General features: G+C 44.3%; 19 protein-coding genes. 3 read left to right on the top strand and 16 right to left on the bottom strand.

Annotation, left to right across the window (positions count from 1 at the left end):
- A partial coding sequence (locus tag GPK90_RS13375) for a hypothetical protein (protein WP_215703190.1) occupies positions 1–263 on the top strand: 263 nt, incomplete at its 5' end.
- Positions 264–308: 45 nt separating this feature from the next.
- Here GPK90_RS13375 and GPK90_RS13370 read toward each other — a convergent pair.
- The 8 genes from GPK90_RS13370 to GPK90_RS13335 all read right to left on the bottom strand — a co-directional run bounded on the left by GPK90_RS13370 (position 309) and on the right by GPK90_RS13335 (position 6,823).
- A complete protein-coding gene (locus GPK90_RS13370; RefSeq protein ID WP_118605807.1) occupies positions 309–1,490 on the bottom strand; it encodes an iron-containing alcohol dehydrogenase in 1,182 nt (393 codons plus the stop codon).
- A gap of 408 nt (positions 1,491–1,898) precedes the next feature.
- A complete protein-coding gene (locus GPK90_RS13365) occupies positions 1,899–2,309 on the bottom strand; it encodes a YolD-like family protein (protein WP_118529583.1) in 411 nt (136 codons plus the stop codon).
- Positions 2,306–3,847, bottom strand: a complete 1,542-nt coding sequence (locus GPK90_RS13360; protein WP_118529582.1) for a Y-family DNA polymerase — start codon at positions 3,845–3,847, stop codon at positions 2,306–2,308. The genes GPK90_RS13365 and GPK90_RS13360 overlap by 4 nt, the downstream gene beginning before the upstream one ends.
- A gap of 111 nt (positions 3,848–3,958) precedes the next feature.
- Positions 3,959–4,597: a DUF4317 family protein gene (locus GPK90_RS13355; protein WP_118529581.1), complete on the bottom strand. Its 639-nt coding sequence runs from the start codon at positions 4,595–4,597 to the stop codon at positions 3,959–3,961.
- 273 nt (positions 4,598–4,870) lie between these two features.
- A complete protein-coding gene (locus tag GPK90_RS13350) occupies positions 4,871–5,089 on the bottom strand; it encodes a hypothetical protein (RefSeq protein WP_118297799.1) in 219 nt (72 codons plus the stop codon).
- Between the two features lie 163 nt (positions 5,090–5,252).
- Complete coding sequence (locus GPK90_RS13345; RefSeq protein WP_118529580.1) at positions 5,253–5,765, bottom strand: hypothetical protein; 513 nt, start codon at positions 5,763–5,765, stop codon at positions 5,253–5,255.
- Between the two features lie 255 nt (positions 5,766–6,020).
- Positions 6,021–6,206 (bottom strand): cysteine-rich KTR domain-containing protein, encoded by a 186-nt coding sequence (locus GPK90_RS13340; RefSeq protein ID WP_118297797.1) that lies wholly within the window; start codon positions 6,204–6,206, stop codon positions 6,021–6,023.
- Complete coding sequence (locus GPK90_RS13335; RefSeq protein ID WP_118529579.1) at positions 6,203–6,823, bottom strand: TetR/AcrR family transcriptional regulator; 621 nt, start codon at positions 6,821–6,823, stop codon at positions 6,203–6,205. The genes GPK90_RS13340 and GPK90_RS13335 overlap by 4 nt, the downstream gene beginning before the upstream one ends.
- A 313-nt stretch (positions 6,824–7,136) precedes the next feature.
- Between GPK90_RS13335 and GPK90_RS13330 the strand changes: the two genes are divergently transcribed.
- Positions 7,137–7,763 carry a sugar O-acetyltransferase gene (locus GPK90_RS13330; RefSeq protein WP_118529578.1) on the top strand — a complete coding sequence of 209 codons (627 nt, stop codon included), beginning with the start codon at positions 7,137–7,139 and terminating at the stop codon, positions 7,761–7,763.
- A gap of 823 nt (positions 7,764–8,586) precedes the next feature.
- On the opposite strand, the gene GPK90_RS13325 is transcribed toward GPK90_RS13330, so the two are convergent.
- From GPK90_RS13325 to GPK90_RS13300, 6 genes are all read right to left on the bottom strand, one after another.
- Entirely contained in the window at positions 8,587–8,931 is a 345-nt protein-coding gene (locus GPK90_RS13325; protein WP_147352705.1) for a hypothetical protein, read from the bottom strand.
- Between the two features lie 233 nt (positions 8,932–9,164).
- On the bottom strand, positions 9,165–9,962 hold the full coding sequence (locus GPK90_RS13320; RefSeq protein WP_118529575.1) for a hypothetical protein: 798 nt from the start codon (positions 9,960–9,962) through the stop codon (positions 9,165–9,167).
- A 172-nt stretch (positions 9,963–10,134) separates the two neighbouring features.
- Positions 10,135–10,419 carry a class I SAM-dependent methyltransferase gene (locus GPK90_RS13315; RefSeq protein ID WP_117471232.1) on the bottom strand — a complete coding sequence of 95 codons (285 nt, stop codon included), beginning with the start codon at positions 10,417–10,419 and terminating at the stop codon, positions 10,135–10,137.
- 162 nt (positions 10,420–10,581) lie between these two features.
- Positions 10,582–10,725 (bottom strand): hypothetical protein, encoded by a 144-nt coding sequence (locus GPK90_RS13310; protein WP_215703189.1) that lies wholly within the window; start codon positions 10,723–10,725, stop codon positions 10,582–10,584.
- A 195-nt stretch (positions 10,726–10,920) separates the two neighbouring features.
- Positions 10,921–11,391: a hypothetical protein gene (locus tag GPK90_RS13305; RefSeq protein WP_118529574.1), complete on the bottom strand. Its 471-nt coding sequence runs from the start codon at positions 11,389–11,391 to the stop codon at positions 10,921–10,923.
- 103 nt (positions 11,392–11,494) lie between these two features.
- Positions 11,495–12,328: an aldo/keto reductase gene (locus GPK90_RS13300; RefSeq protein WP_118529573.1), complete on the bottom strand. Its 834-nt coding sequence runs from the start codon at positions 12,326–12,328 to the stop codon at positions 11,495–11,497.
- A 150-nt stretch (positions 12,329–12,478) separates the two neighbouring features.
- Between GPK90_RS13300 and GPK90_RS13295 the strand changes: the two genes are divergently transcribed.
- Positions 12,479–12,880, top strand: a complete 402-nt coding sequence (locus tag GPK90_RS13295; RefSeq protein WP_215703188.1) for a MerR family transcriptional regulator — start codon at positions 12,479–12,481, stop codon at positions 12,878–12,880.
- 383 nt (positions 12,881–13,263) lie between these two features.
- On the opposite strand, the gene fliB is transcribed toward GPK90_RS13295, so the two are convergent.
- Both fliB and GPK90_RS13285 read right to left on the bottom strand, forming a co-directional pair.
- Positions 13,264–14,439, bottom strand: a complete 1,176-nt coding sequence (gene fliB, locus GPK90_RS13290; protein ID WP_215703187.1) for a flagellin lysine-N-methylase — start codon at positions 14,437–14,439, stop codon at positions 13,264–13,266.
- A 73-nt stretch (positions 14,440–14,512) separates the two neighbouring features.
- On the bottom strand, positions 14,513–15,028 hold the full coding sequence (locus GPK90_RS13285; RefSeq protein ID WP_118529570.1) for a hypothetical protein: 516 nt from the start codon (positions 15,026–15,028) through the stop codon (positions 14,513–14,515).
- Positions 15,029–15,030: the final 2 nt, after the last annotated feature.

The raw sequence follows: 15,030 nt of genomic DNA, 5'->3' as shown, positions 1-15,030 counted from the left end.
GCGAGTTTCCCCTTGTTATCGCGACAGTCGCCAAGGTCTCGCGCAAGCGCGGACTTTGGCTCGTTGTTCGCGTAAAAAAATTCCCTGCCGGACAAACAGGTGTTATCATTTCTCTTGTCTGTCTGGCAGGGAGCATATCAACGTGTGTCCGCAAGTGTCAGGATCACTTTTTACACATCTTTTCTCGATCCAATCATTCCCATCTTCTTCAGATAGGGAGCGACCGTTATTTCATCTCTGCGAAAATCTCCCGCCCGGGATAAACAGCGTTCGGATATGCGCAGTGATTCCAGTCATACTTCCATGGATCAGAAGTCAACTTCTGTTCCATAATAAGTGCAGGTAAGCAGTTTCGCCATCGCCGCCGGATCGATCGGTCTCGGGTTGGAGCCGGTACATGCATCACCGACGGCAAGTTCTGCGATATGATCTACCTTCTCCTTGAACTCATCCTCATTGATGCCGAATTCTTTTAATGTCTTCGGAATATTCAACTTCTCGTTGAATTCATTGATCTTAGCACAGAGACTGTTGATCAGTGCCTGTCTGGATCTTCCTTCCAATCCCATTCTTCTCGCGATCTCCGCGTAACGATCAGCCGCAACCGTATCTTTCGCATTATACTGAATCACATACGGAAGATAGATCGCATTTGCACATCCGTGCGGGATATGTCCGGTGGAGAAAGCAGCACCTGTCTTGTGAGCCATGGAATGCACGATTCCTAAAAGTGCGTTGGAGAATGCCATTCCCGCGAGACACTGTGCGTAGTGCATCTCTTCTCTCGCATGCTTATTTCCGTTGTAGGATGCCGGCAGATATTCAAGAACCATCTCGATCGCCTGGAGTGCCAGCGGATCTGTAAACGGTCCGTTCAATGTGGAGACATAGGCCTCGATCGCATGTGTCAGGGCATCCATACCGGTATATGCAACCTGTTTGACCGGAAGTCCCATAACGAGATCCGGGTCCACGATCGCAACATCCGGAGTAATATTAAAGTCGGCAAGCGGATATTTCACGCCTGTCTGATAATTCGTGATAACGGAGAACGCAGTCACCTCTGTGGCTGTACCGGAGGTAGACGGGATCGCAGCGAATTTCGCTTTCTGTCTCAGTTCCGGGAAGCTGAACGGAGTGATCAGATCTTCGAATGTTGTTTCCGGATACTCGTAGAAGGCCCACATCGCCTTCGCCGCGTCGATCGGGGAACCACCGCCCATTGATACGATCCAGTCCGGTTCGAACTTGCGCATTGCTTCCGCGCCTCTCATAACTGTCTCTACGGACGGATCCGGCTCAACCCCCTCAAAAACCTCGACTTCCATTCCGCCTTCTTTTAAATAATTAACCGCCTTGTCAAGAAATCCCTGGCGCTTCATGGAACCACCGCCGACAACAAGGAATGCTTTTTTGCCCTTCAGATTCTTTAACTCTTCCAGACATCCTTTTCCGTGATAAATATCTCTCGGTAATGTAAATCTTGCCATATGTTCCGTTCTCCTTTCACAAAGCTGTCCTTTCAGACATTGATGCAGTGTTTATATCGCATATTGAGCGAAAAAGATCTGGCGAATATCCTGCCTGGTTTCCTTTTCCCTTTGAGAGTATTATATCATTGTTAAATAATTAACGCAAGTGATTCCCGGTTTATATTCTGATATTTTTATGTGTTTTAGCTTTACTTTCTATATAAAGCAGTCTGTTCTTTTTTCAGTCTTATAATTGCTTGTCAGTTTTTTTCATTCCACAGCAACTTGACTGATCGTATTTTCCTAACTGTACTCTCTCATATGCCTTGCATAACTCAGCAGACCGATCATTTGTTCAGATTCGGGGCTCACAGGCATTTTCTCCTTCTCAGTATTCCGATGATACAGACCTGCAAAACCTCTTTTTTACACTCGCGAGATTTCATAAATATCTTCCATCGGGATCTTGTCTCCCTCTTCCAGGATCAGCAGCTGCTCCGCCTCGTCCACTCTTTTTATATGCCCCGAGGCTGTCACATATGCACCGCCATCCTTTTTTTCATCGGGGACGAAGAAGGTCACCGTAATTTCAGGGTGAATCTCCTTCTCTTCCAATATCAGCCGTATTTTCTCATCCAGCTTCTCTTTTTCATATTCATCCAGCTCGATCCGCTTTTCCGTGATCCGTTCCGTCTCCCTCAGGACCGCCCCGAAACCGGTGAGTGCCGCAAATGGAGCAAACTGGGCTGCCCGGTCCCCGATCGGCATCCGGGGATGCCTTGACCTTGTCGGATATGGAAGATCAATGATATCTCTGTATGTCTCCCACGCACTCATGCCTTGTGACCTCCGATCTGGCTGTTTCTGGTTACCGCTGTCGCTCCCTCTTCCAGGTTCATTCCCTTTAGGATCGCGTTTTTTCCGAACTTTTTCTTGATCTCCAGAACCGCCTGCTGCATCCGTTTTTCCCGTGCCAGATCTTCCGCTTCCTTCTTTTTCTGTTCCAGCTGCGCTCCATAATCAGTAAAGAGATCCAACTGTTCGTATGTTTCCTTCTTTTGCTCCGCTCCCTCACAGGCAACATGGTTTGCAGAGAGCGCGATCCGCCGCACCAGAAGTTTCGGATTCATAATCTCATCGTAAAGAGACATCACTGCGTCCGTGATCCGCTTTGTGGAAGAAGTATGTCTGCCAAGATTTTTAGAACCATGGGCATGTTTCGGGATTCTTCTCCCGTAACGGTCGGTAACAATCTCACCGCCATAATTTCCCTTTCGTTTCGGATCTGTCAGGTTCTCGATATCGTACCCCACCGTCAGGACCACCTGATCCGTCGTCAGTTTCTTATCCACAAGATCCAGCGCCAGAAGGTCTGCCATCTCCCGGACAACAAGTTTCGCTTTTTCAACGGTATAAGGGCAGGCGAGAACCTGTCCCGATCCGACACTGTGATTTTCCGGTTTATATGCCTTAACGTCCGCGATCGTACACGGTTCATATCCCCAGGCGTGATCGATCAGAAGTTCCGCATTGACTCCGAACAGCCGGTACAGAAGATCTTCATTATAATAATCCCCGTCACTTCCGAGTGAACACCTTGCGATATCCCCCATCGTATAAATTCCCCGCTCTTCCAGCTTTTTCGCATATCCACGTCCCACGCGCCAGAAATCCGTCAGTGGGCGGTGATCCCACAGATTTCTTCTGTAGCTCATCTCGTCCAGTTCTGCGATCCGGACTCCGTCCGCATCCGGCTCGATATGCTTCGCCATGATATCCATAGCGATCTTGCAGAGGTAAAGATTTGTTCCGATCCCGGCTGTCGCCATGATCTTTGTCTGTTTCTGAATTTCACGGATCATTTGGACTGTCAATTCGTGGGCCGTCGCATGATACGTTTCCAGATACGAAGTCAGGTCGATAAACACCTCATCGATCGAGTACGAATGAATATCTTCCGGAGCTATATATTTTAAATAGATCTGGTAGATCATCGAACTGATTTTCATGTAGTGCGCCATCCGCGGCGGCGCGGCGATAAAATCCAGGGCGAGATCCGGTCTTGCTGCCAGTTCATTCGCCTCGCAGGAACTTCCCGTAAATTTTCCTCCGGGAGCATATTTCTTTCTCTCCCGGTTCACCTCTGACACTCTCTGCTCCACCTCAAAAAGGCGGGCACGCCCGGGAATCCCATACGCTTTCAGGGAAGGCGACACCGCAAGACAGATTGTTTTCGAAGTCCGGCTCCGATCTGCAACGACAAGATTTGTCGTCATTGGGTCCAGATTTCTGTCTACAACCTCGACGGAGGCGTAGAATGATTTCAGATCGATTGCAGCGTAGATCCTGTTTTCTCTGCCTGTCGTATCTGCCATTGCTATTCTCCCCTCCCATTGTTTTTTCTACAATCTTATTCAGAGTTTCTGCGCATTCCTGTTATTTTAAGCCACCAAACTCTTCGTAGAAGTATTCCTCTCCGTCTTCTTTTATTTTGCACTCACAGGAAGAAGGACCCGCAAAAAATCCCTGTGCGGCCGCGCCGGATCCGCCTCAAATACCTGGATCCGCCCATTATCAGGTCCACGGTCTTTAAACGCAGGAAACATAAATCCGCAGACCGGCATTCCAGGCTCATAATCCCCTCTCACCGGACATACCGCACAGATCAGGAAACGGTAAACTTCCTCCGATTCCCATAGACTCTCCTTATCCTTTGCCTTTCTCGGCACATCATAGTTCCCATGAAAGAAATATACCGCATAATCCCCGGACGCCTGATACTTTTCCCCAAACATCTCATAAAAAATATCCAGCAGTGCATCATTCTTTAACTCACACTCCCGAAGCGCACAGAGCAGCTGCCATACACTCCCCTGCTTCTTCTCCTCCGGGTCAAAAACATACTCCTTTAACGCAACATTCGTTTCAGAAAACGGGATCATCTTCGCGATATCAAGGTTCTTTTGCTGATCCGGCAGGGAAAGCTGACGGAAATTTTTATTAAAGGTCCCGTCCACGAATCCATCTTTATCCAGATACGCACCGGCGATCCGGTCAAAGCAGTTTCTTTTTAACGTCATTCTCCTCGTAAGTTCCAGCATGTCATCACGGTTGATCGTACCCATATATTTTCTCCGCCCTCTCTTTTTTCCATTCCTGTTTTCTGTTATTCCTGTATTCCGAAATTTTTATTCCGACTTATTTCTCTTATTTCTCTCTTGATCGATACTCCTATTATATAATCAGAACATATGTTCGTCAAGCTTTTCTATGTTTTTTCTTCTCTGCCCATAAAGTTCTCTGGTCACAATAGCTTAAGCACGTAAAACGCAAAAAGATCCGCCAGCGGGGATCATTGTTATGATTCGCTGTCGGATCTTCCTTTGTCTTACCATCTCTTAGATCGTGTGAATTCTCACATACTCCCAGGTATATGTGCCGCTCTTTCCTTCATCTTCCAGGATAAACGGTGTCACTTCCTGATATCCTTCGTCTTCCATCATATTCGCTGCCTCAAGACATGACTCCAGATTATTCTCAAAATCTACGGAGATATACGGATTCTGGTCACAATCGGCCTTTCCGTCCTGATCTAAATGCGCAATTGCATACTGCATATTGATAACTTCCTTTCTTCAATATTATTTTCTGAACTGGTGTGATTATACCATATTGCCGCGACATTATCAAGCTAAAATCAGTAATAATTATCATTATTGTCAATTATGACAATCCACTTGCAGCCTGCGGAATATCACCTCTCTCCGCTTCGCTCAAAGATCAAATGTGTTCTTGTAAGTGATACCATTCCAACACTTCCATCAGATTTTCCCGCCGTACACGTTCACCACCGCGGAGCATCATATCCAACATATCGTCTTCCTCCGCTGTGCGGTCCTTCTTACCCGCAAGTGCTTTCCCCGCAGTCCGTATCATGAGCTCCATCATCATGCGGTACATCCCATGAAGCTTATTCACATCAAAATTTCCCTGTATGGTAAAAAGCGAGCACTCCCCTGGAATGCAGTTCTTTTTCCGGACAGCGTCCGTCTGCGTTCCCGTACGTCCCATTCCGACGGCACAGACAGCCTGCACCTGATAATGCCTGACAGCCGCTGAATATCCTTTTATGGTACCTGCCATGATCCAGCCCAGGCAGATCACGTCTACACCTGGTCGGATCTTTTTTTGTGCCTCTTTCATTGAATATGCAGGAAGTCCTGTTTCCTGCGCCAGGATCTTGGCATATTGCTCTGCACTGCCGGTATTCGTAGTATAAATGATCGCCTCCATATGATTCTCCTCCAACAAATAAAAACATGCTTCGCGAGTTTCCCCTTCTTATCGCGACAACCGCCAAGGTCTCGCGCAAGCGCGGACTTTGTCGTTGTTCGCGTAAAAAAAGACACAATGCGGGATCGATTTCTCGATCAGCACTGCGTCTTAGCGTCTGGCTCTTTCTCTTGTTCCAATTGGGCTACCACTTCTTCCATGTGGTGGGGCATAATATTTTGTCAGCTTATACTGAACCGGATCACACATCAGGTCTCACTTTCGCTCAACCTGAACCTGGATCATATAATTTTTTGCATCGATCAATGTTTCGCTTTTACATTTCGGGCAGAACAACGGAAACGCCCTGAGTTCCGTCTCCCAAAGCAGCTGCAGACGTGTTTTTGCCCCACACACCGGACATCGGATCCAGAATCTTTCCCGCCCTGTATATTCTGTCATTTTACATCCATCCTCTCTGCTTCCATCCGCCTGATAAAACGGTCGATATGTTCGCTCAGCAATCCGGAAACTGCACTTTTTTCCTCTGCGCCGTCATAAACGCTGTAGAGCAGAAACATCGGACCATAAAACTCCAGGGCAAGCTGCATGGCAGACGCATCGCTGTCCGTCATCTTCCGAAACACCGCCGCCATATACTCCGCTGGCCCGGTCGCCAGATAATCATGATACAGCTTTTCAAGTTTCGGATCGCGATACTGTTCCAGCGTCAGCATCTTCCTGAAATTAGACGCGAACGGTTCCTCCGTCCAGTGGGCAAACTGCGCCATGCTATATGAACGGATCATCCCGATCGGCGTGTGAAGATACGCCTCCGCGAAACCATCCGGCTCCGTCTCCGGCATCTCGTACTCTTCCGCCCGCTCATAATCCATCTGATTCATCCGCTCCACGATCCTGTCCAGGATCTCCTGTTTTCCCGTGTAGTGCTTATACAAAGCTCCCTTTGTAATTCCCATCTGCTTTGCGATATCATTCATGGAAGTCCCCGAATATCCGCTCTGCGCGAACAGCTCAAGGGCAGCCTCCAAAATTCGTTCTTTCGTCTCTCCAGCCATGACCTGACTCCTTGTTTTTTGTAACCGTTCGGTTACTTTGTATTATAGTAACCAATCGGTTACTTGTCAAGAGGTTTTCATTTTATTTTTCACTCCCCTCAAACTGCAGCAGCGATAGTGCTTTCTTTGTGCGAAAACAAATTTGGCTCTGGAAATAGATTCCGAAATATCGCATTTTATTTATTCTTTTATTTCGAGCTTTCCATAACCCGGTATTGTCATACTTATGAGATTATTATATCATTATGGAAGATCCTGATATGAAAATCAATGAAAACGTTTATTTATATATGCGTAGAAAGGAAAACAAAACATGGACATGAAACGTAGAAGAGACATGCAGATCGCGTACATCGCAGATCAGAGTGTCATGGAGGAAATGGCAAAATGCAGAAAGATCCTGCAAAAGCTTAACTTTGCAGACCGCTCCGATTTTGATGGGATTTCGGAGACAGTAAAAGAACTTTTAGGGAAATCCGAAAATGCCTGGATCAATCCGCCTTTTTACTGCGATTACGGCTCCCATATTGAAGTCGGGAAAAATTTTTATGCCAATTACAACTGTACAATCCTGGATGTCGCAAAAGTAAAAATCGGTGACAACTGCCAGATGGCTCCGAATGTTGCGATCTATACAGCTGGACATCCGATCCATCCGGATACCCGCAATTCCGGGTTCGAATACGGGAAAGAAGTTACCATCGGGGACAATGTCTGGCTGGGCGGAAATACCGTCGTGTGTCCAGGCGTCCACATCGGAAATAACGTTGTGATCGGCTCCGGAAGTGTTGTCACAAAAGATATTCCTGACTGGTCGATCGCTGCCGGCAATCCCTGTCGCGTCATTCGCAGGATCACCGAGACCGACAGAAGAAAACTGTTCCATGAGGAGGAGATCGATGAGGAAGCATGGGAGATGATATGTGCGCAGAACAAGTGAGCCTATGAAAAAGTCTGTAACAAGATCATGAAGGGCAGGAAGTTCAAAAGGAAATCCGGATGATCTATCATCCTCGTATCAAACCATACAGACTCACTCCGATCATAACCACTGCAAGTCCAACAAACACCGAATAAACCACCTTGCTTCCCCTGGATTCCGTATTTCTAATGCAAAACACAAGATAACAGATCCAGACAATATAAGCGACAAACAACAGGCCGCTCATATAAAAAAACATCGCCAAAAAGAACAGAGTATTAACCACCTTCATGCCATTCTCAGAAAAAAGGATCTCTTTTATTTTCCTCATAGCCCTCACCTCCATAAATTTTGCCGATGTATCCTCTCTTTACCAAAGTTTCATTCAATAATCGATAAAACCGCTCCAGTTCAAGATCCATCTATGATCAACCGTGTTCTGGACTTTCGACAGTTAAAATGTGCGTTGTTAGACTCATAAACAATAATCAAAGTGCTGTCATTAACTTTTGATCATTTATCTAATATCCCACTTCTATACTTAAAATTAAATGGGAAATAATATATCTCAGTCGTGTTTTTTCCTCCTATTGAGTTCCATATATAAATTTTGTATGTGAAACTGGAATAGACAATAGTCCCGCCATCCTCAAATACTTGTTTACTCCATGGAAAAAATAAAAACCAGGAAACAATAAGAGTTATTACTACAGTCCATAGTATACAATGTTTTTTCATTTTGTCCCCTCCATTTCCCTTTGATTTTGTGTACCAGTGTACAGGTTCTCCATTCATATCACGATCAAACAGCTTTTATGGTGATGCGTTTTTTCTTCTTTGCTCATCTATCAACCATACTATTTATGTATTGAATAATTACCGCGTAATCTCCTATTTTCCAGACCGAATGTTGAAATGGAAATTCATTATTCAAAATAATAATTAAACCTGAACTTTTTACAGTATAACGAACACTTCGCTTGCCAGAATAGTCAATATTATAACTTTGTTCTCCTGAACGTGATTGCGGAGTTATGTATATTTTCTTTGGGGTTATATCCTTTATTAATTGAGTAAGTCCGCTTCTTTCTTCTGTCAAAGTCTGGTTGTGATAGATTCCTTTATAATCATACCATTCAATGGAAACGGTATCAGAATCATCAAGCCAATTTCCTTTTAAACTCATGTTATTCCAAAGCAAATAAACTATCAGTAGGCACAGAATAGATATTAATGCAATTATGCGTATCTTTTTAATCAGGATCATCTCCATTCTTTAAATGGTGAGTATCACGTTTTCAAGACTAGAAGTAACGACATAATGATTAGGATACTGCGAAAATGGTTCATCACCAGGCAGAAATATAATATGCATAAACTAGCTCCTTGTAATATTACAAAAAGTAATTACTTTCTTTATTACTGTAATGTGATATGCCCTAACACCCATTCAATGTATTGATCATATTCTTTTTCTATATTAACCACGAGTAATTTATGATCTACTACCATTGCATAACAGTCCGACCAGTCATATTTTGATCCCGGGCAATAATATGTGGAATTCCCTCTAATATCTTTTTTCGTGAATATGTCCGGATTGCTTTTTATTACAGCGTTCAGTTGTTCTTCGCCATTGTCCGAATCATATGTTGCCAACTTTACCTGAAATCTATCGCTATCTATCTCACATTCATATGTTACTGCCGTATAGCTCTTTGCCACAGAAACAGTTTTATCTACTGCGCTGAACGATCCATTATCTAAATTGCTTTCCTTGTTAAAATTAAGCACAAAAATATCCATGCTGTTGTTTGCTGAAAAATCCTCTATAGAACCATACTCTGTGTTTACTATAGATTCTGTGATATTCTCATCTTCATCTCTTTGAAATATTTCAGATAACATCTGGGTATTGTGCGCTCCTACACCAGTTAATGTTAATCCCACTGCTAGAATGAAAATAAGAATAGATTCTGCTATGCACCATTTATCTTTCGATAAGACTGTTTTAAGTTCAGGATATGTTCGCTTTAAATGGTATAGGCGAAAAATACCGGCTATGAACCAGATCACCGCAACCCCAACAATACTATTGGATAAAAAATCACCTTTTATTATTTCTAATGAGAGTAAAATTTTTTTTATATACAGGCTCACCAAGATACAGCACATCCCAAAAAGAAAAACTCTCCATGTTTTTATTGATTTATCCATAATAGTGACCTCCTTATCCGTGGGCATTCATCTTAACGGAGCTTTGTTAATTATATTTTTCCTCTGTCTCATTCAGGGACTGATAAAACTGTTCCAGTTCAGAATCAATCGATTCATCCATGACATATTTCTGCCTGTTCACTGTGATGTTTTCCCCGCAAAAAATAATATCCTATTGATATGTTTCCGTTGTTATAATGGCTCTTTTGCTCCAGCCAGATGAGTTGATGATTGAAAATACAGGTTTCTTTTTTCTTTCATTAAACAGACTCGTAAATTCTTCGATCTCCTGCCGGTCTGTTATTCTCTTTTTATAAGGTGGGGATACGAGTATGATCTCGGTGACTTTTTCTGCGTTTAAATCATCAAGCTTAGTTATTTTTCCAACAAAAACTACTATGCCTATGATGATCAGAACAAAAATGATATATCTTATTTTAATTTTCTTCTTGCTCATACTGCCTCCTCTCCGGGGGGCAGTCCACTTTGCGCTTTTCTCTTATTTAAATTATATTTCAATTGCTGTTTTTTTCAATATACTTCCGTATATCTTCATAATTTGTAATATATTATTTATATTTTAGTTAATTATCTGTAATTTTATGTTCTATATGCAACATCACTGCCCATTTTCCGATTCACCGATACCTTTCCTTTCAATCTCTTCAAGCACCCACTCCGCCATATCACGAACCTCACGATATTCATCCTGACATACTTTTTTAATAACCGGAAGGTATTTCGGATCATAGTTATTTAACATCGCGTTCAGCGCATTCGTTTTATACCGCCACTCTTTCCCCTGCGGAATATACCAGAGTTTGGGCTGCACGACGGATCGCAGCCAGCTGTATTCCGCCAGAACGATCTCTGTATCCGTAAAATGGCTGCTCCACGCTTCGAGTTCTGGGAATTCTTCTGTATCTTTCCATGCTTTTCTATTATGGGGCCATGCATCCTAGCAGGCATCGCAGCCGTAGATCCATTTTTCGAATTTGTTCTGCAGCGGTTCCGTCCTTAGATCCCAGCCATCCCATGTTGTCAGGCAGGAAACGCAGGTGTTTCTGCACATCATGTACGGCGCTTCCAATGATTCTGTCGGACAGGATCGTATGCACAGGTTACATTTCTCAGCGCATGGTCTGATCTGATTCTCCACAATGTACTGAAGCGGCTCATCAATTAAAAAAGCCTCCAGATACTGATAAGACCCTTTCTCGGTATAAAAGAAATTGTTTTTTCGTATGATTCCAATTCCCGCCTTCATTCCTGCCCACAGCAGAGCTGTAATTCCAAAGTCTCTGTCAGTCGCCACCTGAAGACCGCAGTCTGCAAGGTATTTTTCAAATGCCACGCTTGTCTTATAACCTTCTGAATCTGTATGTCTTCTTCCGTCTGTCAGATAATATTTTGCAACACGGCCTTTCATTCTTTGTCCCCACCTAATTTCTTTTCCTTCCAACTGAGTTTGCCACCGGCAGTTTCCGGTGACAATAGCAGTAAAAAAGTGCGTACTCACCTCATAAGCTGCTTTACCAGTTCTTTTTTTCTTTGCTGCTGTCATGCTGCGATTTGCGCTCCTCAACCATTTTTACAAACCACTCCACCATTGCCGGATCCTGATGTGAGAAAAAAGCACTTGTGGCAGTATCCATCTGTGAAATCTGGTTCATATCATTCTCATCAAGCGCAAAGTCAAATACATTAAAGTTTTCAATCATACGTTCTTTATGTACAGACTTCGGAATTACGATCACACCTCTTTGGATATGCCAGCGGAGCATTACCTGAGCTGTTGTTTTTCCATATTTCTGTCCAATCGCTTTCAGGACTTCATTCTCAAAAAGACCGTTTCTTCCTTCGCCAAATGGTGCCCACGCTTCCAGCCGGATATCATATTTGTCTGCCCATTCTTTTAATGTTTTCTGCTGGTTAAGGGGATGCGTTTCCATCTGATTTACCATCGGCTTAATATTTGTGAAGTTTGCAAATTCTACCATGCGGTCTGTATAATGGTTGGAGATACCGATTGCATGGAATTTTCCTTCTTTGTACAATTCTTCCAAAGCACGCCACGCGCCGTAAGTATCACCAAACGGCTGATGCAGCAGCAGCAGATCCAGATAATCTGTACGCAGTTTTTCCACAGATTCCAGCACAGATTTTTTACACTCTTCATATCTGAAATGTTCGATCCATACCTTGGAGGTTAAAAATATTTCTTTTCTGTCAATTCCTGACTTTTCAATAGCCTTCCCAACTTCCTCTTCATTAAAATAACTCTGGGCAGTATCAATGCTGCGATATCCCACTTCCAATGCATCCCGCACGCATCGTTCACACTCATCTTTCGTAACCTGATATATTCCATTTGTTCTCCCCCTGCCTGTTGATTCATTTTTTTCATCATGCTATAATCCTACCAGCCGGTAGCTGCTACCGGTCAAGGACTTTTTGAGATCCAAGCTGTTAAATTCAGCATTTTGAATTTAATTTTATGTTTTTAGGAGAATGTTATGTATTCCATGAAAGAGGCCTGCAAATTAACCGATATGACCTACGAAAATTTGAAATTTTATTGCAACGAAGGACTTGTTCCCAATGTAAAAAGGGATAAAAGAAATTACCGGATGTTTGATAATCACGATATTAAATGGATCCAGAGTTTAAACTGCCTGAAAAATTGCGGTATGAGCATTGCTGAAATGAAAGAGTATCTCGCACTTTGCCTTGAAGGAGAAAAGTCTATTCCAACGCGAAAAATTATTCTGCAAAATAAAAGAGAAACTCTGCTTCAGTCTATCGAAAAATTGCAGCAGGCTGTCGCATTTATTGACTGGAAGCAGAGCTTCTATGATAAAGTCTTGTCTGGGGAAATGAAGTATTATAGTAATTTACTGCCTGAATTAAGAGAATAACCCCTCGCTTTCAGCTCAGTCAATTCCCAGCGCCGATGAGTCTCCGGGCACAGGCGCGCCTGGATCCCGGGAGCTGGCTTCCTCTTGGCTCGCAGGAAAATGCGTTGGAAGACAGGGAACACTTGTCTGAGCGTCAGCGAGTTGTGTTCCCTGTTCTCCGTCCTTAGCATTTTTCTGCAAGCTTAGAGGAACCCTTCCGGAATCCCACTAAGCGTCTGCGCCCGGAGACTCATTGGCGCGTACCTCTTGCAAAAAATGTATAAAGAAAGCAAACTCGTTTCCTTAATATTGAAATCCCCCAAAAACAAAATCATTCAGAACCAGATCAAAATGCAGCGATATGTCCGGCTCCGATCACACGAAAAGACCGGATGAAATCATCTCTATTCATCCTCCAACATACATCCTTCCGGCGCATACATCCCAAACAGCCAGTCCTCCAGCGCATTCAGGTTATCATCGGAGTGCTCGATCTCCCTCGCGTACCGCCAGGAGAGCTCCTCCACATCCTGCATGGACAGCTTCTTCCCGTTTTCCAGCCACCGGACGATCAAGAATTCCTGAATCCACCGGACAGAGAACAGCGCCAGCTCCAGCTTGGAGCAGACCATATCGTCATAGACTGCCCCGCAGAAATATGTATAGACAAAGAACAGCAAAAGCTGTTCGCCCAGATTTTCCCACTCTTCTTTATGGCTGCTCAACGCCCCATACATCCGGTGAAATTCCTCACAGATCTTAAAATATTCCTCTTTGCTTCCCTGATACAGCCGCTTTTCCGCTCCATCAAGCACCTGATCCCACTCCGGACGCAGACGTTCCAGACCATAAAGCACCTGAAGTTCTTCCTTCTGCCACTCCCACTGGTGAAAAGATGCCGCATCCACGCCCTTTTCTGAGAGACTTTCCGATATAAACTCCCGCAAGGTTCCCTCCCTGTGATGGCGTTCGCATTCCTGAAGCAGATCATCGATCTCAAACTCTCTTCCTTCCTCCATACAGATCTGGTATCTCTCCGCCAGCTGCTCGCACGCTGCCATACGCAGTGTCAACGGCAGATTTCGATCCTGTAAAACAGAGAAAAGAACATCTCTGGTGTCTTCCAGTCTCGAAAACATCATAAAATCAAACTCGTCAAAATCATCCTCCTCGTCCGTCTCCTCCTCAAGAAACCGGACCGGCTCCTTGCAGGAAAGAATGATCTTCGCCGCCTCCGGGCAGGAAAGGGACAGGGATAATTCCCTGAGTCCCTCAAATTCCTCCGTGTGTCTCGGATAAAGGCGGCAGGTATCGCAGAGCGCGTCCGGTCCCAGTGCCTTATAGAGATCACACAGATTCTCATCATTCAAAAATGCGCACCGCCGTTCATTCTGACAGAAGCACTCCTCTTCCCAGTTGACCGACCCATGCAGGCGTTTTCCAAACTCCCCCTGCACATTTTTATACTTCTCCAGAGAAGCATCATCGATCATAATCTGCCATCCCGCACAGCAGGTATCCGGGCAGTCTCCGGCCGTACAGACAAATTTATCGTAAAAATGTGGTTTCAAATATCGCATCGTTTATTTTCCTTTCTGAATCACATAACTCTCCAACTGCAGCTTTTCTTCCGGCGCATATCTGCATCTGCCGTTAATGATATTCCCTGTAATAATCATCCGGATCTCCGTATTTTAAAACAGCTTCCTGCTGTTCTTCATCACTCAGACTCCTCATAAACAGCCAGTTTTCCTCATACATATAATGCGGATACCGAAATCTCGTTCTCACAAATGTATTCGTTACATACAGGGCAATGTGTTCATCATACTGTTCCACTTTCTGCTCAAATCCAAGACTGTAAAGAAACCAGTTCCATGCAAAAAACAGGAACAGAAAAACCGCCGCCACGATCACCGGTATCCTGATAATCCTTCTCATCCAGCCGTCGAATTTCTTTCTGTTCCACGCCAGCAAAAAAAATGTCCACGCTGTCAGCACGATCTGCCAGAACACGCAGAGCCCAAGTGCAATGGCGATCGCCCTGTCAGGGATATAATACCAGCCATCACGCAGCCATTTTTCACCTGAAAAAAAGAGAATTGTGACCACACCGAACACACCTGCTGCAGCCAGCAGTATATAGAGCCATTTTTTCTGTATCTTCATGT

Origin of the sequence: Clostridium sp. MCC344 (assembly GCF_018785365.1) — a bacterium.
In the GTDB taxonomy this organism is placed as follows: domain Bacteria; phylum Bacillota; class Clostridia; order Lachnospirales; family Lachnospiraceae; genus Pilosibacter.
Note: the sequence above shows the minus strand (reverse complement) of the source record. Positions and strands in the feature narration are given on the sequence as shown.

What these genes read in the sequence shown, in the direction of transcription:
- GPK90_RS13310 (WP_215703189.1), bottom strand. Translation starts at nt 10,725, where the DNA reads ATGTTAAATAACTATGATCCGAAATACCTTCCGGTTATTAAAAAAGTA.
- GPK90_RS13360 (WP_118529582.1), bottom strand. Translation starts at nt 3,847, where the DNA reads ATGGCAGATACGACAGGCAGAGAAAACAGGATCTACGCTGCAATCGAT.
- GPK90_RS13345 (WP_118529580.1), bottom strand. Translation starts at nt 5,765, where the DNA reads ATGGAGGCGATCATTTATACTACGAATACCGGCAGTGCAGAGCAATAT.
- fliB (WP_215703187.1), bottom strand. Translation starts at nt 14,439, where the DNA reads ATGCGATATTTGAAACCACATTTTTACGATAAATTTGTCTGTACGGCC.
- GPK90_RS13315 (WP_117471232.1), bottom strand. Translation starts at nt 10,419, where the DNA reads ATGAGCAAGAAGAAAATTAAAATAAGATATATCATTTTTGTTCTGATC.
- GPK90_RS13365 (WP_118529583.1), bottom strand. Translation starts at nt 2,309, where the DNA reads ATGAGTGCGTGGGAGACATACAGAGATATCATTGATCTTCCATATCCG.
- GPK90_RS13295 (WP_215703188.1), top strand. Translation starts at nt 12,479, where the DNA reads ATGTATTCCATGAAAGAGGCCTGCAAATTAACCGATATGACCTACGAA.
- GPK90_RS13325 (WP_147352705.1), bottom strand. Translation starts at nt 8,931, where the DNA reads ATGAGTTTAAAAGGAAATTGGCTTGATGATTCTGATACCGTTTCCATT.
- GPK90_RS13320 (WP_118529575.1), bottom strand. Translation starts at nt 9,962, where the DNA reads ATGGATAAATCAATAAAAACATGGAGAGTTTTTCTTTTTGGGATGTGC.
- GPK90_RS13285 (WP_118529570.1), bottom strand. Translation starts at nt 15,028, where the DNA reads ATGAAGATACAGAAAAAATGGCTCTATATACTGCTGGCTGCAGCAGGT.
- GPK90_RS13305 (WP_118529574.1), bottom strand. Translation starts at nt 11,391, where the DNA reads ATGAAAGGCCGTGTTGCAAAATATTATCTGACAGACGGAAGAAGACAT.
- GPK90_RS13355 (WP_118529581.1), bottom strand. Translation starts at nt 4,597, where the DNA reads ATGGGTACGATCAACCGTGATGACATGCTGGAACTTACGAGGAGAATG.
- GPK90_RS13370 (WP_118605807.1), bottom strand. Translation starts at nt 1,490, where the DNA reads ATGGCAAGATTTACATTACCGAGAGATATTTATCACGGAAAAGGATGT.
- GPK90_RS13335 (WP_118529579.1), bottom strand. Translation starts at nt 6,823, where the DNA reads ATGGCTGGAGAGACGAAAGAACGAATTTTGGAGGCTGCCCTTGAGCTG.
- GPK90_RS13350 (WP_118297799.1), bottom strand. Translation starts at nt 5,089, where the DNA reads ATGCAGTATGCAATTGCGCATTTAGATCAGGACGGAAAGGCCGATTGT.
- GPK90_RS13330 (WP_118529578.1), top strand. Translation starts at nt 7,137, where the DNA reads ATGGACATGAAACGTAGAAGAGACATGCAGATCGCGTACATCGCAGAT.
- GPK90_RS13340 (WP_118297797.1), bottom strand. Translation starts at nt 6,206, where the DNA reads ATGACAGAATATACAGGGCGGGAAAGATTCTGGATCCGATGTCCGGTG.